At 42.4% G+C, this 23,560-nt stretch carries 16 protein-coding genes and 1 tRNA gene; 14 read left to right on the top strand and 3 right to left on the bottom strand.

The features are described 5' to 3' along the window. Window positions 1-57: 57 nt before the first annotated feature. From QU661_RS07040 to QU661_RS07025, 4 genes are read left to right on the top strand one after another with little or no spacing between them, the layout of a single operon-like run. Window positions 58-1,107: a 6-bladed beta-propeller gene (locus QU661_RS07040; RefSeq protein WP_304989537.1), complete on the top strand. Its 1,050-nt coding sequence runs from the start codon at window positions 58-60 to the stop codon at window positions 1,105-1,107. Next, window positions 1,104-2,186, top strand: coding sequence for an FtsX-like permease family protein (locus QU661_RS07035; RefSeq protein ID WP_304989536.1), 1,083 nt, complete (start codon window positions 1,104-1,106; stop codon window positions 2,184-2,186). Before QU661_RS07040 ends, QU661_RS07035 begins: the two co-directional genes overlap by 4 nt. Next, window positions 2,180-3,352, top strand: a complete 1,173-nt coding sequence (locus tag QU661_RS07030; RefSeq protein WP_304989535.1) for an FtsX-like permease family protein — start codon at window positions 2,180-2,182, stop codon at window positions 3,350-3,352. The genes QU661_RS07035 and QU661_RS07030 overlap by 7 nt, the downstream gene beginning before the upstream one ends. After that, window positions 3,353-3,997 carry an ABC transporter ATP-binding protein gene (locus QU661_RS07025; protein WP_304989534.1) on the top strand — a complete coding sequence of 215 codons (645 nt, stop codon included), beginning with the start codon at window positions 3,353-3,355 and terminating at the stop codon, window positions 3,995-3,997. 111 nt (window positions 3,998-4,108) lie between these two features. On the opposite strand, the gene nadE is transcribed toward QU661_RS07025, so the two are convergent. Together nadE and hydF are read right to left on the bottom strand one after the other, a co-directional pair. Further along, entirely contained in the window at window positions 4,109-4,846 is a 738-nt protein-coding gene (nadE, locus tag QU661_RS07020; RefSeq protein ID WP_304989533.1) for an NAD(+) synthase, read from the bottom strand. 15 nt (window positions 4,847-4,861) lie between these two features. Further along, window positions 4,862-6,070, bottom strand: coding sequence for a [FeFe] hydrogenase H-cluster maturation GTPase HydF (gene hydF / locus QU661_RS07015; protein ID WP_304989532.1), 1,209 nt, complete (start codon window positions 6,068-6,070; stop codon window positions 4,862-4,864). A 130-nt stretch (window positions 6,071-6,200) separates the two neighbouring features. Between hydF and QU661_RS07010 the strand changes: the two genes are divergently transcribed. The 5 genes from QU661_RS07010 (at window position 6,201) to QU661_RS06990 (ending at window position 12,826) form a co-directional block, all read left to right on the top strand. Then, complete coding sequence (locus QU661_RS07010; RefSeq protein ID WP_304989531.1) at window positions 6,201-7,160, top strand: 3'-5' exoribonuclease YhaM family protein; 960 nt, start codon at window positions 6,201-6,203, stop codon at window positions 7,158-7,160. A gap of 71 nt (window positions 7,161-7,231) precedes the next feature. After that, window positions 7,232-9,454, top strand: coding sequence for an SF1B family DNA helicase RecD2 (recD2, locus tag QU661_RS07005; RefSeq protein ID WP_304989530.1), 2,223 nt, complete (start codon window positions 7,232-7,234; stop codon window positions 9,452-9,454). A 301-nt stretch (window positions 9,455-9,755) separates the two neighbouring features. Beyond that, window positions 9,756-10,499 (top strand): ComF family protein, encoded by a 744-nt coding sequence (locus QU661_RS07000; RefSeq protein ID WP_304989529.1) that lies wholly within the window; start codon window positions 9,756-9,758, stop codon window positions 10,497-10,499. Window positions 10,500-10,757: 258 nt separating this feature from the next. Continuing rightward, entirely contained in the window at window positions 10,758-12,131 is a 1,374-nt protein-coding gene (locus QU661_RS06995; protein ID WP_304989528.1) for a class II fumarate hydratase, read from the top strand. 92 nt (window positions 12,132-12,223) lie between these two features. After that, on the top strand, window positions 12,224-12,826 hold the full coding sequence (locus QU661_RS06990) for a hypothetical protein (protein WP_304989527.1): 603 nt from the start codon (window positions 12,224-12,226) through the stop codon (window positions 12,824-12,826). A gap of 322 nt (window positions 12,827-13,148) precedes the next feature. Here QU661_RS06990 and QU661_RS06985 read toward each other — a convergent pair. Next, window positions 13,149-13,222, bottom strand: a tRNA-Gly gene (locus QU661_RS06985). Between the two features lie 228 nt (window positions 13,223-13,450). On the opposite strand from QU661_RS06985, the gene QU661_RS06980 reads away from it, so the two are divergent. From QU661_RS06980 to QU661_RS06960, 5 genes are all read left to right on the top strand, one after another. Next, window positions 13,451-16,129 (top strand): ABC transporter ATP-binding protein/permease, encoded by a 2,679-nt coding sequence (locus QU661_RS06980; protein WP_304989526.1) that lies wholly within the window; start codon window positions 13,451-13,453, stop codon window positions 16,127-16,129. Between the two features lie 2 nt (window positions 16,130-16,131). Next, window positions 16,132-18,585 carry an ABC transporter ATP-binding protein/permease gene (locus QU661_RS06975; protein ID WP_304989525.1) on the top strand — a complete coding sequence of 818 codons (2,454 nt, stop codon included), beginning with the start codon at window positions 16,132-16,134 and terminating at the stop codon, window positions 18,583-18,585. 185 nt (window positions 18,586-18,770) lie between these two features. Next, window positions 18,771-20,432, top strand: coding sequence for a glutamine--tRNA ligase/YqeY domain fusion protein (locus QU661_RS06970; protein WP_304989524.1), 1,662 nt, complete (start codon window positions 18,771-18,773; stop codon window positions 20,430-20,432). 122 nt (window positions 20,433-20,554) lie between these two features. Continuing rightward, window positions 20,555-22,183, top strand: a complete 1,629-nt coding sequence (locus QU661_RS06965; protein WP_304989523.1) for an FtsW/RodA/SpoVE family cell cycle protein — start codon at window positions 20,555-20,557, stop codon at window positions 22,181-22,183. A 28-nt stretch (window positions 22,184-22,211) separates the two neighbouring features. Next, window positions 22,212-23,552 carry a penicillin-binding transpeptidase domain-containing protein gene (locus tag QU661_RS06960; RefSeq protein WP_304989522.1) on the top strand — a complete coding sequence of 447 codons (1,341 nt, stop codon included), beginning with the start codon at window positions 22,212-22,214 and terminating at the stop codon, window positions 23,550-23,552. Window positions 23,553-23,560 lie beyond the last annotated feature (8 nt).

Raw genomic sequence — 23,560 nt, 5'->3', positions numbered from 1 at the left:
TTTTACGAGGGCAATGGAAAAATATGTTGCAATTTTTTTAGTAAACAGAGGTTCACCATGAAGCGAAAATATGCAGCCATTTTAATTATTGTTGTAGTTGTTGGAACTGGGAGTTTTTTATGGAACCATTTTATCAACCCTGATCCAGTTAGTGCGGAACTAAAACAAATGGTAACGGATTCAGCATCGAGTACATTCTCTGTAAAAAAATGGGAAGAAGCTGATAGATATTCAAAAAAAGCAATTAAATTCAAAGAGAAAGATGAGCTTATGTCGTCTGGTAATGAATTTGCTGTAACTGGAGTAAAATTGAAAGCTCCGTATGGAATTGCTTGTTTTCCTGAAGGAATATTGCTAGCTGACCATGGTGAAAGCTGCCTCTATCTAATCGATTATTCTGGTAATCTAGTAAGAAAAATTGGTGAACTTGGAAATGGACCAAATCAATTTCAAAAACCTACTGGATGCACATATCATAATGGATATTACTATGTGATTGATTCAGGTAATAAACGAATAGTTATTCTTGACCGTCAATTTAACTATACAAAAGAGCTGAAATTACCAAAAAGCGAAAGAGAGCCAGAGAAAGAGTTTACGGATATAGCAATTAATGACAAAGGTGATATATATATATCCGGTAGTTATTTATACGACTCAGGTCTATATAGGTATAATTTGGGAAAAGAGAAATTTGAAAATGTACAAAAGTATTTTTATGGGAGCTTAAAAGAGTTCGATGGAGAAGTGTATGCGGTAGACCAGTTCAGGATATATGTTGATTTCGAAAAAAAAGAGATTACAGGCGGAGCAGGACCTAATGCTCTTTGGAGACTTGATGGAAGAAATATAAAAAAGCTCTCTAATTTACCTGCTGGTCTGAATGCGGGAAGTTTCGAATTATTAAGGGATAATCTCATAATTTGCAGTCCTTTTCATTCGGCAGTGATGGTATTTAATATGAAAAATGGAAAATATATGAGCAATATATATGAAGTTGATAAAATGGATTATAAAACATATGCTTCAATATATGGCAGTGATTTGTATATTACAGAACCTGAAAAAGGCAAAATCTTAAAAATATCATTGGAGAAGCTGCAATGAAAAACACGAACAACAAAAGTAAAAAAATGACACATATAATTTTGATTATATGTGTCTATTTTTCTTTAATAACTCCTGCATATTGTTTTTCTAGTGCTAGAAGTTTTTATTTACAGTATAAAATGGAGACTAAGAATGTTAAGGCTTTAAATGCTGAACTTATATGTAATTCAAGGTTTCTTACTGATGCAGAAATTAATAAAGTAAATAAATTGCAAGATGGCAAAGCTTGGAATGTTAAAGTATCAATCGATGACACCTTGCCTTATAGTAGTGGATTACCAGTTTCAGTAATTGGAATGAGAAATTACAATTCTTTAAATGAAAACATCATAAAGGGGCACTCTCTACGTAGTGATAAAAGTGGAAAAAAGCTTACGTGTATTATTTCTCAAAAGTTGGCAGAACAATTACGAAAAAATACGGGAGATACAATTAATATCAGGGGAACAAATATCACAATATCAGGCATTTATTCCTCAATCACAAATGATCAATCTATTAAAATGAGCTATGGCACAATGCGACAGATTTATGATGGATGTTATTATCAACATAACTTCACTGGTGATAAATCCTCCTTGAAGGACGTGCAGAGATCCCTTGAAGGGATGGATGAGAATGTAATGATTTTTGAAACAGAGAACAAGCTTAGTGAAAGAAATCAAGCGAAGAATTTTATACTCGAGATGATTGGGACAAGGATGTTTGCAGGCACATTCGCAGTTGCAGCAGGCGTTATCAATATATTTATTCTGATGGTAAGTGAAATAGAGGAAAGAAAAAGCCGATATGCGCTAATGTTAGCAGTAGGAGCGAGAAGAAGACACGTATTTATTGATTTAGTTAATAGATATCTATTTGACATAATAGCTGCCGCTATTCTCATGATTACTTCATTTAAGAGGGTAAGCACAGTGTTCAATCTATCGGATGAGATTTACTTTGACTATCCAGCTATAATAGCTGTATTTATAGCATCAGTAGCTCTTCTCGTTATGGTGTCAGCATTAGGCGTAAAGTATATAGAGAAGAAGCCTCTTCAAATACTATTGAAAGAAGGTGGAAACGGATGCTAGGCGATGTTATGCATAGAATCATAAAAGAGCGAAAAATCTACATTTTGATAATATTTGAGCTACTAATATGCTTCACGGTTACAACTTATGGCTTAGACCATTATTTTTCAGGTCGCAAAGCACTTGGTAAGATGGATGCTGATTTAGGTGAATACTATTTACAGCTTAAAATATATACGAATGGAAAAAATGTTGATGGTATTGGATTTGCACCAACAAATCAGGAGATTGCAGAACTGCGTGAGGTATCGCATGGAACGATGATGTTCTCTGCATATACAAATGAGACGGGATTTCAAGGTGAAACTCCGATAGAATATAACAATATTTTTTGTTCAGGGCTAGGATTAAGAGGAAATGAAGTATATGCATCAAGCACACTAATACATAAGCTTAGTAAGTGCGATGTGCTTTCAGATGATATTTCTTTTAAAGAAGGGTCTTTGATATATCATGGACGAGAGTACAAAGTGCGACGTATGCCAAGGCAAATCAGAAACCGCAAAATTATTGTGGATGAACATGGTAAATATATTAAGCTATCGTCTGGCATAATATTTCCGCTAGATAATTCTCAGGCATATTCTGATTACAGAGATTCAAAAAATGACAATTACATTAGTACAAATATATCTTTTAATAAAGATGTTTTGGCAGAGGATGGTAAAGTGCTTAATGGAGTATTTAAGAAACTCGCCTCCATTGACGGCGGCAAGCATACATTTATCCTTCAAAACACTCGCAAGGAAGGACAACGTCTAAATCAATATATAGGACTTATTCCTTCTTATCTAGGGAAAATGGGACTTGTAATGTTGCTGATTGTCAGCCTGGGGATATTTGGAAATCTAAAGAATATACTTAGACGTCGCAAGAAAGAAATCGCAATCAGGATGGCATTAGGCGAACAAATACCTTGTATGTTAAATGCATTTGTTGTCGAGTTTTCAATTGTATTTTCAGTAGGGACACTGCTTGGGGTAATGCTCGGAGAAGTGCTAAGAAATATATATGCGTTTGATGCAATGTTTACGATTGGGTTCTCTTATTGGACTTTAATTATATCTTTAGCGTGGGTTCTCATAATTATTGCAATAAGCATTTTGACTGTTTTTATGAAAATAAAAGGTAATTTACCTAGTGTTATTTTAACGGAGCAAGAATAGATGATAAAGATAGAGAATTTAGTAAAAAAATATGACAATGGATTTACTGAGAATGTAATATTCAATGGATTTGATGTTGCAATTGAAGATGGCGAATTCGTTGCTATACACGGCAGATCAGGATGCGGCAAAAGTACGCTTCTTAATATAATCGGATTGATTGACAGCATGTCAGAGGGCACGTACATGCTTGATGGCAAAGATATTTCTAAACTCAAGCCCAGCGAATATGCAGCGATACGCAATCGCGATATAGGGTTCATATTTCAAGCATTTCATTTGCTTCAAGATGAAAGTGTTATATACAATGTTAGTTTACCTATGAAATATGCAAAGGTCGATAAAGCAAGCCGTAAGGAACGAGCGGAAGCATTACTAAAGCTAGTTGGTTTAGAAGGAAAAGAAAATAACAAGGCTTTACAGCTATCTGGTGGTGAAATGCAGAGAGTAGCTGTCGCAAGGGCTTTAGCGAATAATCCTAAATATATTCTCGCAGACGAACCGACGGGTAATCTCGATATCGAAAACCGAGATAAAATTATGGATCTGCTTAAAACAATTAATGAGAAAAATGGTAGCACTATAATAATGGTCACGCACGATGAAGAGTTGCTTAAATATTCAGATAGAGTTATAAATCTCTAATTTAAAGCGTGTATTGAGTATAATTTAATAAAATGAATTAGTGAGGAGCTGGAAGATTATCTAGCTCCTCACTATATTTAATAATCAATAATTATATAAGTATAACAACCACTACCACTCATACTTAAAACTATCCATATAGCGCAGCTTGAACAGATTGCGCTCGTGAAGCATGTCGATTCGCTCCTTAGTTTTAGGATTCTCGATTTCGCCAGTTCTGATATAGCGGTCGAGAACTTCGTAAGTGAAGCCGAGCTTATCCTCATCTGTCATTCCGCTAAGACCATCAGAAGGGACCTTCTCAATCAAGACTTCGGGTACTCCAAGCACGCGGCCCATTGCGCGGATTTCGGCAGTTGTAAAAGATGAAATCGGACTAAAGTCACCTGCCGCATCTCCGTATCTAGTTGAGTAGCCAACCCAGTCCTCGGAAAGGTTGCAGGTGTTGGCAACCCTACCATTTCTCGACTGACCGACAGCGTATAGAGTTGCCATTCTGAGGCGGGGAGCTAGATTGATAAGAGAATCCTTGCTTAACTCTCCAATCGCACTCTCGATGTCCTTAACTGCACCATTGTATGCCGCTTCTATGTTGATGACATGGCTCTCTATGCCGAGGTGATTAATCAGGAGCAGCGCCATATCCATATCGCTCTGCTCTCCGTTAGGCATCATGATTCCGATTACTCGTTCCTTGCCGAGTGCCTGAACCAGAAGAGCAGCAGTTATCGAACTGTCCTTACCTCCGCTGATCCCGATTATTGCGCTACAGCCGGGGCCGTTCACCTGAAACCAATCGCTGATCCATTTTACGGTTGCATCAACAGCTTTTTTTGCATCAAAATCCATAATGTCCTCCTATATTCAAAACGGGCGAATCGCCCTCTCAAGTATTCCGTTGCAGTATGCAATTACCATTCCGTAGTTCGCGATTGGGATGCCCTGCGTGTCCGCCTCGCCGAGTCTATACTGCATCTCGCGCCTGTTCAGCATGCAAGCACCACAGTGAATTATGAGCTTATAACTGCTGAGGTCACGTGGGTATTCGCCACCTGAAGTCCAGTCGAATTCTACATCTGGCTGAATCTTACGAACTAGCTTAGGTATCTTGACGGTGCCGATATCGTTACACTGGCGGTGGTGAGTACAGCCTTCGCTGATGAGAATTCTATCACCTGCCTCGAGTGCATCAAGTGCACGTGCGCCTTGAAGCTGCTGCGCTAGGTCGCCCTTCTGTCTTGCAAATATAATAGAAAAAGACGTAAGTGGCATATCAGATGGTATGTCGTTTGCCACTGACTTAAACGCCTGTGAGTCGGTGATTACGATATCTGGAGCCTTGCCGAGAGCAGTAATAGCAGCCTTGACTTCTGTCTCTTTGACCACAAGAGCCATTGCCCCCTTATCCAGGATATCTCGAATGACTTGCTGCTGAGGTAGAATCAATCTTCCCTTAGGTGCAGCAGAATCAATCGGAGTGACGAGTAGAACGACATCACCCTTATTGACGATTCCATCCGTTAAACCGATAGGAGAGTCAGCCTGCTTTGCACATCTTATAATAGCCTGCTTAAGGTCTTCGATGCCTGAACCGCTGAGTGCATCCGTACAGACGATAGGGACGTCGGCAGGGATGTCAAAGCACTCTCTGTATGAAACATGACCTTCTATACTCTCGCATTTATTGACCACGACTATAGTAGGCATATTTCTCTTGCGAGACTCTCTAAGGAATTGTCCTGCCATCGCTGAGAATTTACCGCTTTGCCTGCTCGCATCGAGCACAAACAGCGCCAGGTCACACTTTCTGAGGGTTTCATATGACTTATCTACACGCTTCAGACCGAGCTCGCCTTCATCGTCGAGTCCTGCAGTATCTACGAACAAGACTGGTCCTATAGGTAGGAGTTCCATACTTTTAGAGACGGGGTCTGTCGTAGTACCTGCAACGTCCGAGGTAAGCACTAAATCCTGCCCGAGAAGCTTATTTACGAGCGAAGATTTGCCGACATTTCTCGGTCCGAATAATCCGATTGTATATCTATTTCCCGAAGGAGTATCATTTAATCCCATTTTCAAGCCCTTTCTTCATGATTCCTATAATTTTACCACATGTCCAAACTGCCCTCAATGGAGGGCGCGTGGTGTGGCGACACCTAGAAAAGTGTTGTATAATCAAAAGGTGAATTTAGGAGGTATACACATGAAAAATGTGAACGTAATAGATATAAAACCGAACACCAACATCACCGACTTCTTTATGATTAAAGCCACTTCGATTAAGGTCGGCTCGAACGGTAAGGAGTATCAGGATGTGATGCTGACCGATGCGACAGGAGACCTGTCTGCCAAGAAATGGGACGTAGATGAGAATAACATCGAATTTTTGAAGTCACTTAAGGTCGGCGACCTTGTTAAGGTGAGGGGGTCTGTGACTGATTGGAAGGGACAGACTCAGCTGCGCATCAATCAGATTAGGCTTGCAACTGAAGAGGATAAGCTAGATATGAGTGATTTTGTGAAGTCAGCGCCTGAAAAGCCGATAGATATGTACGAATACATTATCGGCGAGATCAACGCTATGCAGGATGAAGATTTCAAGAAGCTATGTCTGCATCTATATGAGGGCAATAAAGAGAAACTCATGTACTATCCTGCGGCGATGTCCAACCATCATGCTGAGTACGGCGGTCTGCTCTATCACATCAAGCGCATGATGATGAGTGCTAACAAGCTGTGCGAGGTATATACGAATCTATCCAGAGATCTTCTGGTTGCTGGCGTTGCGATTCACGATATTGAGAAGCTTAATGAGATTCTGTCGGACAAGAACGGCATATCGCCAGGCTATTCGTTCAAGGGACAGATGCTCGGACATATCGTACAGGGAATTACTCTTGTAAATGACCTTTGCAAGGAACTCGGTATCAACGAAGAAAAGGCGGTACTGCTCGAACACATGATACTATCTCATCACTACGAGCCCGAGTTTGGAAGCCCTAAGAAGCCACTGTTCCCGGAGGCAGAAATGCTGCATTACCTGGACATTGTCGATGCGAGGATGTTCGATATGGAGGAAGGGCTCAAGGGAGTTTCAGACGGTGAGTTCGGTGACCGTGTGTGGCCGCTAGATAATAGAAGGCTGTATAAGCGTACTTTCTAGTGGAGAACCAAGATAAATGATGCATGCTGCTGAAACCACAGCTTACACAAATTGGGGCATAGTAACAACTAATGGCAATGACAGAAACCAAGATCGGTAAGATAACGCAAGTAATATACAATAATGAATCCAACGGTTTTGCGATATGCCTTTTCGAGACGGAAGATGAGCAGTTTAAAATCTCTGGGATGTTTCATGCGATAAATCCCGAGATAACGTACAAGCTGGAGGGGAGTTTCAAGATTCACCCGCGTTATGGTGAGCAGTTTAACGTGTCCGCGTACGTGGAACAGCTTCCTGATGATACGGAAGGTATAAGGGTATTTCTTGCATCGGGAGCCATCAGAGGAATAGGTCCTAATATGGCCAAGAGAATTGTCGATAAGTTTGGTAAAGACGCGCTTGATGTAATCGAGGAAAATCCAGAGGCGCTGCTATCCATAAATGGTCTAGGGACTAAGACAGTCGAGAAAATCGCAAAGTCCTACAAGGAGTCAAGGGAATTTACGAAGATTTCACTCGGACTCGGAGAGTATGGAATTCAGCCGGCACAGGCCGTTAAGATATACAAGCTATATGGAGATAAGTCTCTCGAGGTCGTAGAGGAGAATCCCTACACACTAGTCGAAGACATATACGGTATCAGTTTTAATAAAGCGGATGAGATTGCGGGCAGAATTGGAATAGAGGCAGAGAGCGAGTTTAGAATCCAGAGCGGCATCAAGTATGCACTGTCGGTATTTTCGAATAGCGGAAGCACTTATGTACCTAAGGATATTTTGCTTGAAAATACAATAAAGCTACTCGATATCTCGAGTGAGTTAATCGAGGAAAATTTTACGACGCTTGCCTTTAGTGGAGAGATAGAGCTTGATTCACTTGACGGTGTTCCTGTCGTGTATCAGCATTTCTACTTTCAGGCTGAGCAGAGCGTGACGTATCATATCAAGAGGATTATGAATGGCTATATGCCGCCGCTTGCTGCTGACCCAGACAACCTTATCAATGCCGCAGAAGCGGAAGAGAGGATTCAGCTATCTGGTGATCAGAGAAGGGCAATTCGTGCTGCTCTGACCAACAAGATTACGATTATTACGGGTGGACCTGGAACAGGTAAGACAACGATTATCAATCTTATCGTAAGGATTTTCAAACAAATGGGTATCTCGGTAGCACTCGCTGCTCCTACTGGACGTGCGGCTAAGCGTATAACGGAGACCTCTGGGGTTGAGGCGATGACGATACACAGGCTTCTGGAGTACGTGTACTCGGAGGATGAGAACGAGATGGAATTTGGCAGAAATGCAGATAATCCACTCGAAGAGGATTCCTTCATAGTGGATGAGGCCTCGATGATTGACCTTATGCTGATGGACGGCTTTCTGAACGCTCTACAAGATGAGAGCAGACTGATAATAGTTGGCGATGCTGACCAGTTACCATCTGTTGGAGCAGGCAACGTGCTCCTAGATATGATTAACAGTGATTATGTTCCAACTATTAGACTCGAGGAGATATTTAGACAGGCGAGTGAGAGCCGCATCGTTGTGAATGCACACTCGATTAACAGTGGCGAATATCCTGAATCGGGCGGTAGAGATAGCGATTTCTTCTTCATGCACAGAAGAGGCGAAGAAGAGATCAGAGAGACGATCGAAGAACTTGTCACTGGAAGGCTTGAAAGTTACTACGACTTCGTTAGGGGTAATGGTGATATTCAGGTGCTTACACCGACTAGAAAAGGTGGGCTTGGAACTGCTAGCCTTAACGAAATGCTGCAGAGCATAATTAATCCTGCTTCGGAAGAAATAAATGAAAGGAAGTTTGGTTCTAAGGTTTTCCGCGAGGGCGATAAGGTCATGCAGATTAGGAATAACTACCAGATGGAGTGGCAGCAACTCGGTAGGCAGAGTGGTCGAGGTATATTCAACGGTGACATGGGCGTAATCAATACTATAGATAATGATAATGCCAAGATGGTTGTGGATTTTGACGGTAGATTTGTGACCTACGATAGCGAGGAATTCGATGAGCTTGAGCTTGCATATGCGGTAACTGTGCACAAGAGTCAGGGCTGTGAATTCCCAGTTGTAATTATGCCGATATCAGGATTTCCGCCGATGCTAGCGACGAGAAACCTACTATATACAGCAATCACTAGAGGGAAGAAGCTGGTAATACTAGTCGGTTCAGAGGAACGCATGCAAAGGATGATTGACAATAACAGAATAGATGAGCGATATACCGGACTTGAGGCGAGGCTCAGGGAAGTCGATATGGGCGGTCTTTTGTAAGAAAATTAATATAATTAATATTATTAAATAAGTGTAGAAGATGGTATTTTATACTGTGCATATAAGCCATAAGTGCGTGCTTTCACGTAAGTTGTTATATCCATCGAGTTACTTACAAGGAGACAAGGGGTATGAATTCCGATAATGCTGTTGTATTTTGTAGCAATGATGTACCGGTTGAAGAGGTTGTACAAGCACTTGGAAAGTAAAACTCTGATTGCCACATATATAAATCTGTACTGAAGGGAATTCCTCCTACGATATCATAGAATCGAAAATGATATCGTAGGAGGTTTTTTAATTGATAAATACTTTATTAAATCTAATATATCCGCACTCATTATATTGCATTTGCTGTGGGAGGCTAATCGACGCATCAGTCCCATACAGTCTCTGCAAGTCTTGTTCAGATAACATAAGCTGGGCGAACATACGGACCTGTGACAAGTGTGGCAAGCTACTCGGGGACCACAATCCTCTCTCAATTTGTTATAACTGTAGGGAACACGGACACTCCTTTGACAGAGGGCATACATGCACCGAGTACGGAATGTACGAGAAGGAGATTATATTTAACCTAAAGTATAAGCGCAAGACGTATATCGCACCGATAATAGCAGAGATTATGTATGACCGGATTGAAGAGACTGGTCTTGAGGAATATCCAGATATCATAATCCCGGTTCCCATGCATGTGACAAAGGAGCGAAAGCGAGGGTTTAATCAAGCGGCACTTATAGCCAAGGAACTGGCGAGGCTAATGGGGATAGAGTATAGAGCAGATATTGTGATGCGGTGCAAGAGCACTGGGGTGATGAAGAGGCTTTCACCCGAGGAGCGACTCAACAATGTGAGGTCGGCATTTGAGGTGTATGACGGGATGAGGCGGAAAATTTTCGGGAAAAATATATTTATAGTCGATGACATTTACACGACTGGAGCAACTGTTGATTCAATCGCAAGGCTGCTCAAGGCGGTAGGGGTTAGTCGTGTTGACGTCATGACGTTTGCGGCGGGAGCGGACATGGTAAAGGAGGCAGTATAAATGCTGTTTGTAAACCTGTGTTTAAAATGGTATTCTAGCAAGTAGGATATGGCAAGGGCATGTTCGTGGTTGAAAGTCCAAGCCAGCTACGGGCAAAGGGATCCACGTAAGCTGCTGCGGAGATGGCAGTGATCATGGCGTAGCTTAGAAGTAAGTCCTCCGGGAAACTCGGGTCAAGGCAAGTGTGGGGTCAAAGACCAGGTCGAGTGGCATTGCCTATCCTCTATTTTTCTACCAGTAATTTGAAAAGAGGCCTAAATGGAATACAAGATAGAACACGATACGATGGGCGAAGTAAAGGTGCCATCAGATAAACTGTGGGGCGCACAGACACAACGCAGTTCAATGAACTTCAAGGTTGGAAAGCGCATGCCAATTGAGGTTATCCGTGCATTTGCATACCTTAAAAATGCTGCTGCTTGCGCCAATATGGATCTCGGCAGGCTTGCGCCTGGGAAGGCTTCTTACATAATGATAGTTTGCGATCAGATTCTGAATGGCGAGTTAGATGATAACTTCCCGCTCGTCGTATACCAGACTGGCAGCGGTACGCAGACCAATATGAATGTAAATGAGGTCATTGCTGGACGTGCAAAGGAGATGGCTGGCGTAGCGGTACTTCATCCAAATGATGATGTCAATATGTCACAGAGCTCTAATGATACATTCCCAACAGCTATGAGCATTGCATCGGTGTTTGTATTCGAAGATAGAGTATTACCAGCGTTAACTACTATGATAGAGACACTCAAATCACTTGAAGAGAAATACATGAAAGTCATAAAGACTGGAAGAACTCATCTGCAGGATGCTGTTCCGATGACCTTTGGGCAGGAAATAAGTGGATGGCGGTCGATGCTTGAGCATGACTATGATAACATTGAGAAGTCGCTCGATGGACTAAGAGAAATCGCTCTCGGTGGAACGGCAGTGGGTACTGGGCTAAATGCACCAGATGGATTTGCTGAGCGAGCTGCCGAAGCACTTTCGAGTCTGACCAAGAAAGAATTTATCACAGCACCTAACAAGTTCCATTCCTTGAGTTCCAAGGATGCGTATGTATTTGCCCACGGTGCGCTCAAGGCTCTTGCTGCGGACTTGATGAAGATGGCTAATGATATTAGGTGGCTATCTAGCGGTCCAAGATGCGGACTTGGTGAGATTAAGATTCCTGAAAATGAACCTGGAAGCTCGATTATGCCTGGCAAGGTTAACCCAACTCAGACGGAGTCAGCAACTATGGTAGCTGTAAGGGTCATGGGCAACGACACTGTAGTTGGAATGGCTGCCTCGCAGGGCAACTTTGAGCTCAATGTGTTCATGCCAGTGCTCATAGATGCATTTATAGAATCTGCTAACCTACTAGCTGATTCGCTAATTTCGCTCGAAGAAAAGTGTGTAAGAGGCATCACGGTGAATACAGATAAGATGGATGAAAATGCACACCGCTCGCTTATGGTAGCTGCTGCGCTCAATCTGTATATCGGATATGAGAATGCTGCAAAAGTTGCAAAGAAAGCTCATGCAGACAATTCGACGCTGTGCGAGGCTGGAACTTCACTTGGACTATTCACTGCCGAGGAATACGGCGAGTGGATAGATCTCATGGCGATGACAGGTGCTGAAAAGTAAGTTTTTATGCGTGCTTAAAAGGTAAAAGCATTTGAAAGCAATGAAGGACGCTTAGCAAAAGCTATGCGACTTACATGAATAGAAAGGTCAAAATGGAGAACAACGAACGTGATATATATTATTGTCAGCTGCCAATGGTAAAGATGCTATGCAATAGATGGGCAGAAGCACATCCTACCCGAAGTAAGCAGAATGGCGTTGTAGGCGCGACTCTCATACTAGGAGCTGCAATAATTCTGGGTATGCTTTATTACACAATTAAGCATGTGAATGCTCCACAGTGGTATCTACATGTTTCAATTTGGGCTGCGGCACTCATAATTTTCATGGCTGGAAGACAGCGCAACCTAATCAGCAATCCGCCTTTTAAAGGATTACTTAATGTTAGATATGAGTTGAGCGATGAAGGAATTTATTACATCTACCAGGAAAAGCTGACGGTGTACACGTTCTTCATAGCTGATGATGATATTGAGGAAATGATCTATGATGATGAGTTTCAGGTCCTATACATAATTGGAAAAGGCGAAGTGTCTGCTGAAACTCGTAAAGGTGTTACTGAACCTACTCGTGTAAATGATTACTACTGCCTGCTTCCATACGATGAATTTGATATCGACGATATTCTTAATCCGTATGGAGATATGATAAAGAGAGTGCACGGGGATCTGCGTAGAGATTATCGAAATAAATAAGTCGCTAGGCGCATAAGAAAATACAGATTACAACACCCTCCCCACTGAACTATCCAGCAGGGAGGGTGTTGTAATTCCATCGGAATAACAAAAAGGAGGTGCATTTGCACCTCCTTTGCATGGAGCAGGTGAAGGGAATATCCCACTATCAAGGCCGCCTTCGGCGCCGCGCTGCGGGCTACGCACCTTGACAGCGGTTTTCTGGGTGTTTGCTTATGGTAGGATACACCCAGATTCGCCTCCTCTCCGATTATATGGCTTGCGTCTCGGATTCAATTCCACACGAATAACAAAAAGGAGGTGCATTTACACCTCCTTTGCATGGAGCAGGTGAAGGGAATCGAACCCTCGACGCAAGCTTGGGAAGCTCGAATTTTACCATTAAACTACACCTGCAGATAGATATTGAGTTTACATATGTAATTATACTGCGAATGGCAGAGTTGGTCAAATGAATGAATCGTAATATTAACACTGTGCATATAATTAAGAATCACATGCAATTATTAATAATCTATTAGCAATATATTAATGAATATGAATCTTGTTGAAAACAATTATTTCCCCCATTACAATCGGATTAACAGAGGGTGTTCTTTATTAAATTATGAGCAGGAGGAACATATGTCACACATGATTGAACTGCATAAGGTGTCCAAGTATTACACCAACAAGGATACCGTCAGTACAGGACTATCTAGAATAGATCTCAACCTAGACATGGGCGAGTTCGTTGCTATTACAGGGGAAAGTGGGAGCGGTAAATCCACCTTGCTTAACGTAATCTCTGGACTTGACACTTACGAAGAAGGTGAAATGTTCGTTGGCGGACAGGACACAAGCGCCTTCAAGACGGAGGATTACGAGAGATATAGGAAGACCTTTATCGGAAATATTTTCCAGGATTTTAATCTTGTGAACAGCTATAGCGTGTATCAGAATATCGAGCTGTCGATGCTGATGTGCGGTATGAAGCACAGCGAGTGCAAGGACCATGTAAATGAACTTATCGAACTCGTAGACCTCGGTGAATACAGAAGGACTAAAGCATCGAGACTTTCCGGCGGGCAGAAGCAGAGAGTAGCGATTGCGCGTGCGCTTGCCAAGGATGCACCTATCATAGTTGCGGATGAGCCAACAGGCAATCTCGATACGGTTTCAGCTGCAAAGGTTATTGAAACACTTTACAGGATATCTAAGGACAAGCTTGTAGTTATCGTAACTCACAACTACGAGCAGGTTGAAAAATTCATCACCCGAAAGATAACAGTTCATGACGGAAAGATAATAGAGGATAAAAAGGTCAGAGAACGTCAAACAATAGAGTTCCATTCAGATAATGAGCAATCCCTGGATAACGAGCAGCAGGGTTCCGGTGAACAGACGGATAGCGAGGTGCGACATAGTCAAGAAACTAGTCAGAATAAAGAGAAGGAAAGCGATACATTTGAACCAGAACTAATAATTCCTGGGGTCGAGGAAGGCGAGTTTGAAGCGGCAGATTCTAACAATTTTGACGTGCCAGAAGATTCTAGATACTCAGACGTTGTAAATAGAATCACACGGGAAGAGCTTGAAGGCAATGAGGTATCGCCAGCCCCTATGCGTAGGGGTAGAGTGGCTAGAAGTATGGAGAGAGAAGCTGAAGAGGCTGATGGTGCGAAAAAGGAAGTTAAGGCAGAGAGGGTAGAATCTCAAAGGTACGCTGAAATGCGTGATAAGAAAACCGGGCATAATGCATCCAAATTGACTCGTCATGATGAGATGGGACTAGGTAATGAATTAAGACTTGGTATCAGGAATACGTTCAATCTACCGACCAAGTTTATTCTATTGTTCATAATCTATATATTCGTTGCGACATCGGTGCTAGGACAGTATTCGTCCACGAAAGAGTCACTGCACAGGCAAGATATCAATAGCCTTGGTCATCAGTATTTTAGCAACACTAGTGCAGATCGAATCATCGTAAAGAAGTCAGATAACTCTGCATTTACGGATGAGGATTATGCACAGATTAAAAAGCTAAAGCATGTCAAAAGCATCATCAAGGAAGATCCAGTTGTGGATGCAAAAATTACTCTTGATTCAAATATCTTTATGACAGGACTTCTCTATCCAGGGCAGAAGATAAAGGCTAAAGAACTAACCTATGGAAAGCTGCCCGAGCAGGAAAATGACATAGTCGTGGTAACAGATAAGTCTACGATGACCTACGATGCGCTGAAGGGTAATAGAGACGAACTTCTCGGCAAGGAATTTGACCTTATGGGAGACGAGGATGGAGAAACCCTTCAAGTTGGAAAGGTCAGAGTGACGGGCGTTATAGTTTATGATGATACATTTAAATCTGGAATCAACCCAAGCAATGGAACCGTAAAGTACTACTGCAGCGATGCGCTTGCGAGAAAAGTAGTAATGAACACACTTAGCACGAGGTCAAGTGCTGTAGTCGACTTCAGCGGTCAGAAGGTTAAAAAAGCCAATGCTAGGTCGTATATAGAATCGAATTCCAACGTACCAAAGGGTGAATCATACATCTATGAAGATCAGACTAAGAACTACAAAGACGACAAATGGCAGAATAAACCGCTTAACATCTCAATCTCAAATATATACTATTCTGCGGATATTACACTCAAAACTACAAAGAGTGTGAGTAAGAGTAGCGCACAGAAGCTGCTCGGACTTTCGAAGGATGATTATGAAACAAAAAATGCGAGAGTCTATATAAATCCTGAAGATTATAACGCCTTATACAATCGAGGGAATTATCAGATAAGTGTATTTGCAGATAACGACCTCAATGTGAATACTCTGGCTTCATCAATCGACAGGTTCGGCGTATACAAGACATTCGCGATGAAGAAGATGATCAGCAAGGATCCTTTACCACAGCTATTCTTGGTAAAACTGGTTCAGGTTGTTTTCACGGCTATAGGGTTTGTGGTGCTATTCTTTATCGCCTATATGATAATAAGACTTATCATGAGGTCGAGAAATTCGTACTATGCGACACTAAGAATTCTCGGTGGTACGAGGAAGAATACGAGTGCGATTCTGCGCATCGAATTATTGATGATGATGGTAATTGCGCTTGCGGTAAATTTCGTGGGTATTTATCTTACCTCGAAGGGACTGGTAAACGTAAAGGCACTTAAAAATGCGCTATTATATCTAGAATTTAAGGATTATATTATTCTTACGGTAGCGCTTATGCTTATGTCTCTTCTCATTGCAAACAGATATTCGCGCAAAATTTTCAAGAAGTCAGCGATGAACATTTATAGAGAGGAGGACTAAAAATGATTAAGTTGCAGCATGTAAATAAGTTTTTCAATAAGCGTAAAGCCAATGAAATACATGTAATTAACGACACCTCTCTGGAGTTACCCGAGACTGGTATTGTAGCGCTACTCGGACCATCTGGATGCGGCAAGACGACGCTTTTAAATGCTATCGGAGGACTTGATAAGGTTAATTCTGGAAAGATATTTATCGATGATGCGTGTATATCCAAGATGAGATCATCGAAGGTAGATTCGATACGCAATGCTAAGATAGGGTATATTTTCCAGAACTTCAATCTGCTTGACAGGATGACGGTATTCGAAAATGTCGCAATTGCGCTTAGAATGATTGGGATCAAAGATAAGCATGTAATCAAAGAACGTGTTAATTACTGCCTAAAGTCAGTAGGAATCTATCAGTTTAGAAACAAGACGACCGATGCGCTCTCAGGAGGACAAAGACAGCGCGTGGCAATCGCGCGTGCCATTGTCAAGAATCCGCGCATCATCATAGCCGACGAGCCGACCGGAAACCTCGATAGTGCGAACACAATCGAGGTCATGAACATCATCAAGACTATTTCCAAGGACAGACTCGTTCTGCTCGTAACACACGAGAAGAAAATAGCGGAGTTCTATTCATCAAGAATCATAGACATGAAGGATGGAAAGGTAATTGGTGATAGAGAAAATGATACCGATAACTATCTAGATTATCAGCTTGAGAATAAGATATACCTCAAGGACATGCCTAAGCATGATTCGTATGGAAAACAAGATATTCAGGTTGATGTTTACAGTGACGGGCTTTCTGAGGCTGGTATAAAGCTAGTTCTTAGAGCTGGCAATCTGTACGTAGACACAGGTGGCAGATATAACGTGGTAGACGAGAATTCTAATATCGAACTAATAGATGATCATTACTCGGCGATGGATTCCAGTATCTACGAGAACAATCGCTTCGAGTATGACAAGTATCTGCCTGAAGGATACAAGGCAAAATACACTTCGCTTTATTCGCCAATCAAGATGTTTACGAATGGGATAAGGACAATCTCCAAATTCAACAGACTTAAGAAACTGCTATTGATCGGATTTATGTTTGCTTCGATATTTACATTCATTGCTATAAGTAATGTGCTGGGAGTACTGGATATCAAAGAAAAAGATTTTCTCACTACTAATGCGAACTACATTACTGTAAATAACACCAAGAAGAATCAGACACTCGTAGAAACACTGCGAAATGTAGAGGGCGCGAGAGCTGCATTTGCAGGGAATACGCAGGTGACACTCAAGATGCCGTTCACTGAATACCTTCAGACTTCGAATTATGAGATGCAGTTTGGAGCATCGATAACACCTGTGAGTGTACTCAAGAAATCAGAGTTGTACAAAGGCAAACTGCCGACTGACAATAAGGGTATTGTTATAGACAAGATGTTGGTAGACAAAATGTTCAAATCGAGAGTTGTCCAGGAAGCAGGTATGATTAAGACCTCCGACCTAATCGGAAGAAAAATTAAAGTGAAGAATCTTGGAGAATTTACAATTACAGGAATCTCCAATATAAATTCGCCATCAGCATTCTTTGCAGACAGCTGCTGCCAGGATGTGCTCATGTATAGCCAGTCAACCTCGACACTCGATGCACCTTCTAGCATGCCAATAGAAGATGCGAATGAAGGATCCAATCAAGATAGCGATAATCCGATTACAGATTATGCTTATGCACCTTCTTCGCTTAAGATTAAGAAGGGTAAGGCACCAGCGAACGACTACGAGGTTGTAGTACGCGATACGCATGAAGAGGATATGCCACTCAATAAGGAGATCACCGCAAAGGTAAATAATCACAAACTCAAGGTAGTCGGATACTACACGACAGATTCGCAGGATGATGATGCATACTACACGACTAATCACACTATCCTGCTAGGATATATATCAAAGCAGAGAGTGGTATCAGTATACTCAGATGACCCAGGTGCGCTTGCAGATAAACTTACCGAACAGGGATATTCGGTTCAAATCAATTATGACCGAGATAAGGAGAAGTACAAGCTTTCAGAAGCGCAAAACTTCAGAAGTACAGTCACCGCAGCAGGGATTATCATCTTAGTTGCACTAATAGAGCTTTTCCTGATGCTGAGGTCATCATTACTTTCTAGAATTAGGGAAGTGGGCACGATGAGAGCGATAGGACTAAGGAAGCGTGATATCTATAAGATGTTTATAGGTGAGATTGCAGTAATAACGATGATTACAGCAATTCCAGGCATAGCAGCAACCTATTACGTGCTCAGCCATACCACCGCACTGTTTGGAGCGAAGTTTTATATTGCACCTTGGGTTGCAGTTCTGTCGTTTCTAGTTCTACTACTGTTTAACCTAATAGTTGGATTGATGCCGGTCTTCCAGACGATGCGCAAGACACCGGCAGCGATATTGGCAAGGGTGGATATATAGATACATAATCTACATAGTGTTTTTAGGGGTTATGAGTTGCTCCGGCTTTTGAAAGCTGCATGATTATGATATAATTTTAATAAAATTAACGCATTCGCCAGGTTGTGGACGCATCGGGTAACCGCGTAGAGGTTAGCGTTCGTGACTTGGCGAACATGCACTAAACTAAGCCGAGGAGGGCAGTAATGGCTATCGAAAAAGAGCATTCACCAGAAACTACGATGAGAAGCAATTTCATTCACAACATGATAGATGAGGATTTAGCGGAAGGTAAGTACCAAGAGGTTTACACGAGATTTCCACCGGAACCCAACGGATACCTGCATATTGGACACGCTAAGTCCATTTGCCTTAACTTCGGAACTGCTAAGAAATACGGCGGCAAATGCAACCTAAGATACGATGACACCAACCCTGTAAAGGAGGATATGGAATACGTAAATTCAATCGAGGAGGATGTTCGCTGGCTCGGATTCGAGTGGGACGAGAAGAGATGGGCTTCTGACTACTTTGATACAATGTATGATGCAGCGATTGAGCTGATTAAGAAAGGCAAGGCTTATGTATGTGAGCTTACAGCTGAGCAGATGAAGGAGTACAGAGGAACGCTTACTGAGCCTGGCAAGGAGAGTCCGTATAGAAATAGGTCGATTGATGAGAACCTAGCTCTATTTGAAGATATGAGATCTGGGAAGTATAGTGATGGAGAGGCGGTGCTTCGTGCCAAGATTGACATGAGCTCACCTAACATCAACATGAGAGATCCTATTATATACAGAGTTGCACATGCTACTCATCACAATACGGGAGACAAATGGTGCATATATCCGATGTACGATTTCGCACATCCGATTGAAGACGCGATTGAAGGAATCTCGCATTCTATCTGTACGCTCGAGTTTGAGGATCACAGACCACTGTACGATTGGGTGCTCAATGAAGTTGGTTTCTGGAATCCACAGCCAAGACAGATTGAGTTCGCAAGGCTCAATATTACCAATATGCTTATGAGTAAGAGATATCTCAAGAAACTCGTTGATGAAGGCACTGTTTCAGGATGGGATGATCCACGCATGCCTACAATTGCAGGTATAAGAAGACGTGGATATACACCAGAGGCAATCAGAAGCTTCTGCGACGATATCGGTGTAGCTAAGTCCAACTCGACAGTAGACTTTGCACAGCTCGAGACTAGCGTGCGTGACGATCTCCAGTTTAAGGTTGCAGCTCGCAATGTTGTAATGAATCCGATTAAGGTAGTGATTACAAACTATCCCGAAGGTCAGATTGAGACTTGCGAGGTTGAGAATAACAGAAATGCGCCAGAGCTTGGAGAGAGAAAAATTCCGTTTGGTCGTGAGCTATGGATAGACGGAGATGATTTTATGGAAGTACCTATCAAGAAGTATTTCAGATTATTCCCTGGCAACGAGGTTAGACTTAAGGGTGGTTATTTTATCACCTGCAAGGAGGTTGTTAAGAACGAAGATGGCTCCATCAAGGAACTGCTCTGCACTTACGATCCAGAGACTAAAAGTGGAACCGAAGGCGGAAATCGCAAGGTAAAGGGCACAATTCACTTCGTAGAGGCTTCTACAGCAGTGAAGATTAAGATACGAGAGTATCAGCCACTCATGATTGAAAATGAAGAGGGCAATCTAGAACTAAATCCTGATTCGTTGCACGAGACCTGGGGCTATGCTGAGCCATCAGTTTCTGATGTCAAAGCTGGCGAGAGATTCCAGTTCTTCCGCAAGGGGTATTATATTGCGGATAGCGAGCTAACGACTGATTACGAGAAGGTGTTTAACAGTATCGTAAGTCTCAAGAGCTCCTGGAAGAAATAGAGATTACTGTAAATGGGGTGGTGACCATAGATAGTTTATTTACATCCGTACTTACTTTTGTCGAGAATAATCCTATTTTCGCAAAATACATAACGACAGCATCGAGATGGGTCTTTGTAATTTTGGCAGTTTACATTCTTATGAAATCCATCATGTCGCTACTCTCAACAAGGGTGACTCCAGAGGTCTGGGGTTACCTATCTGTTGAGGATGGTGTTACACTCCCAATCACGCATTGGGAGAACATAATCGGCAGATCATCATCTGTTGACCTACGTATTGAGCTCGATACGATTTCCAATACGCAGGCGCTTTTGATTCGCCGTAAAGACGGAAAATGGATGTTCAAGGATTTGAATTCCAAGAATGGAACTATTATCAATGGGATTCAGCTCATTCCGCGTAAGAAATACATAATAAATCCTGGCGACGAAATCGTAATGGGTGGTGCAAAGTGCACACTCGCTGCGATAAGCGTCGAAGAGGAAAAGAATAATGATGCTATGCGCTCGATGGACAAGAAACCTGTCTCGCCATGGCCGCTTATGGTTGCTATCACTGCATTTCAATTTCTGACGATGATACAGCTGATAATTGGCATGGGGACGAACCTCACTCCGGGGGCGCTTCTTTCAATTCCGCTGCTTTCTGCTACTATGTGGATTTATGTGATTCTCTTTAGGGCGATGGGTAGCAAGGGATTTGAGATGGAGATGATAGCATTCTTCATGTCGACTATAGGACTAGCGGTTACGACCTCTGCAAATCCTTCACTCACTATGAAACAGTATATGGCGACGCTTGTTGGTATCTTTATATTCATATTCATGTGCATATATATGCGTGACCTCAAGAGGACGGAGAAGATTAAGCCAGTGCTCGCTGTGCTTGCTATAGGGCTTTTGCTGTTCAATGTGATATTTGGAACGACTAAATTTGGAGCTGCCAACTGGGTTACAGTCGGTGGCATCTCAATTCAGCCTTCTGAAATCGTCAAGCTCGCATTCATATGCATCGGGGCAGCGACGATGGAGAATCTATTCAACAAGAAAAATCTCTACGGCTTCATGCTGTTTTCATTGTTCTGTCTGGCTTGCCTTGCTAAGATGGGAGACTTCGGAGGTGCGCTTATCTTCTTCGTTACGTATCTGGTAATTTCGTTCCTGAGGAGTGGTGATTTTTCGAGACTTATACTCACGATAGGGGCGGCTGGAATCATGGGTATACTTGTACTCCGATTTAAGCCATACATACTGAGCAGATTCAATGCTTGGGGGCATGTGTGGGAACCAGATTTCATCAACGGTATGGGATATCAGCAGACTAGAACCATGTCTTATGCATCTGGTGGAGGTCTCCTCGGCCTTGGCGCAGGGAATGGGTCTCTAAAGACCGTTGCAGCCTCCAACACAGACCTCGTATTCGGGTTTGTCACTGAAGAATGGGGCCTCATAATATCAATTCTGCTCGTTCTATGTATCATTACACTTTCGCTGTTTGCGGTAAATTCAATCGTGGCAGGAAGATCGGCTTTCTACACGATAGCAGCGTGCGGTGCTGCGACGATGATGATTTTTCAGACCATGCTAAATATATTTGGAGCAGTAGACCTGTTTCCGCTAACTGGAGTTACTTTCCCATTCGTCTCTACGGGTGGTACGAGTGCGATGTGTTCATGGGCAATGCTGGCGTACTTTAAGGCTGCGGATATGCGTAAGGATGCAAGCCTTGCGATTAAGAGGAGACCATGATGGGTACGAAGACAAAAGGAGGTAGCATATGCGGAAACTAGAGCGTAGAGCGAATATCTGTCTGCTGCTTGCCGCGTCGCTATTCATAGGAATATTGATTTTTACATGGAGGTTCGTAACAAAGGGACAAGACTGGGCGAGCTTCTATGGAAATAGGCAGATATATACTAACGGTGAAGTCAACCGTGGCACTATCTATGACAGAAATGGCGTGATGCTGCTTAACTGCACAAAGGATGGACTCGTGTATCCTTCTGACGCTTCGCTTAGAAAGGCAACTGTTCATGCGGTTGGAGATCCAAAGGGCAATATTGCTACGGGTGCAATCAACGTATTTAGACCGCAGCTCATAGGGTACGACCTGCTAAACGGGACTTATGATACCACTAAGGACGGAAGCAAAATCAATTTAACCATAGATGCAAAGGCTAATTTAGCTGCGTACAAGGCACTCGGTAACCGCCAGGGAATGGTCGGAGTATATAACTATAAAACCGGAGAGATAATGGCGATGGTATGCACGCCATCGGTTGATCCTAAGGGGGTACTTCCGACAAATTCTAGCTCATCTGAATATTTCAATACATTTCTCTCGGGTAGGCTCACGCCAGGCTCAACATTTAAGACGGTAACAGCTGCGGCGGCAATTGATAATGTCGATGATATAGATGATTTCAGTTTTAACTGCACTGGTGTTACGTATGTAAATGGGTCGCCGATAAAGTGTACAGAGCGACATGGACATGTTGACTTCGAGATGGCACTCGCAAAGTCTTGTAATGGTGCGTTTGGAGAAATCACTCGTAAGGTTGGCGCAAGTGCCATGAGGGATTACGTCAAGAAGATTGGACTTACCAACTCACTTGATATAAACGGAATTAAGACAGCAAAAGGGACATTCGTTTTTCCAAAGGATGACCCGATTAAACTTAGTTGGGCAGGTATTGGGCAGGCGGAGGATCTCGTAAATCCTGCGTCTATGATGGTCTACATGGGAGCTATTGCAAATGGCGGCAAAGCTATAAATCCTTACATAATAGGTTCATCTAATTTCCTTAAAAAGGTTACCGGTGGTGATTCACTAGGCAAATACCTTAGTAGTGACACAGCAGGTAAGATGAAGAGTATGATGAAAAATGACGTTAAGGTCACATATGGGGAGAGTAATTTCCGAGGACTCGACATCTATGCAAAGTCTGGAACAGCAGAGACTGGGAGCGGAACACCTGATGCGTGGTTTGTTGGATTTATAGATGATGCAGATCATCCATATGCTTTCGTAGTATGGGTGAAAAACGGTGGTACTGGCTATAAGGTTGCTGGACCTGTGGCTTATAAAACTTTGCTTGCGCTAGTGCAGAACAATTAGGATACTAA

The organism is Mogibacterium neglectum, assembly GCF_030644205.1.
Classification (GTDB): Bacteria; Bacillota; Clostridia; order Peptostreptococcales; family Anaerovoracaceae; genus Mogibacterium; species Mogibacterium neglectum.
This window is presented reverse-complemented; position numbering and strand designations above follow the sequence as displayed.

Bases quoted from the DNA above. Each gene is read 5' to 3' on its own strand.
- QU661_RS07040 (WP_304989537.1), top strand. From the start codon at position 58: ATGAAGCGAAAATATGCAGCCATTTTAATTATTGTTGTAGTTGTTGGA.
- QU661_RS07035 (WP_304989536.1), top strand. From the start codon at position 1,104: ATGAAAAACACGAACAACAAAAGTAAAAAAATGACACATATAATTTTG.
- QU661_RS07030 (WP_304989535.1), top strand. From the start codon at position 2,180: ATGCTAGGCGATGTTATGCATAGAATCATAAAAGAGCGAAAAATCTAC.
- QU661_RS07025 (WP_304989534.1), top strand. From the start codon at position 3,353: ATGATAAAGATAGAGAATTTAGTAAAAAAATATGACAATGGATTTACT.
- nadE (WP_304989533.1), bottom strand. From the start codon at position 4,846: ATGGATTTTGATGCAAAAAAAGCTGTTGATGCAACCGTAAAATGGATC.
- hydF (WP_304989532.1), bottom strand. From the start codon at position 6,070: ATGGGATTAAATGATACTCCTTCGGGAAATAGATATACAATCGGATTA.
- QU661_RS07010 (WP_304989531.1), top strand. From the start codon at position 6,201: ATGAAAAATGTGAACGTAATAGATATAAAACCGAACACCAACATCACC.
- recD2 (WP_304989530.1), top strand. From the start codon at position 7,232: ATGGCAATGACAGAAACCAAGATCGGTAAGATAACGCAAGTAATATAC.
- QU661_RS06995 (WP_304989528.1), top strand. From the start codon at position 10,758: ATGGAATACAAGATAGAACACGATACGATGGGCGAAGTAAAGGTGCCA.
- QU661_RS06990 (WP_304989527.1), top strand. From the start codon at position 12,224: ATGGAGAACAACGAACGTGATATATATTATTGTCAGCTGCCAATGGTA.
- QU661_RS06980 (WP_304989526.1), top strand. From the start codon at position 13,451: ATGTCACACATGATTGAACTGCATAAGGTGTCCAAGTATTACACCAAC.
- QU661_RS06975 (WP_304989525.1), top strand. From the start codon at position 16,132: ATGATTAAGTTGCAGCATGTAAATAAGTTTTTCAATAAGCGTAAAGCC.
- QU661_RS06970 (WP_304989524.1), top strand. From the start codon at position 18,771: ATGGCTATCGAAAAAGAGCATTCACCAGAAACTACGATGAGAAGCAAT.
- QU661_RS06960 (WP_304989522.1), top strand. From the start codon at position 22,212: ATGCGGAAACTAGAGCGTAGAGCGAATATCTGTCTGCTGCTTGCCGCG.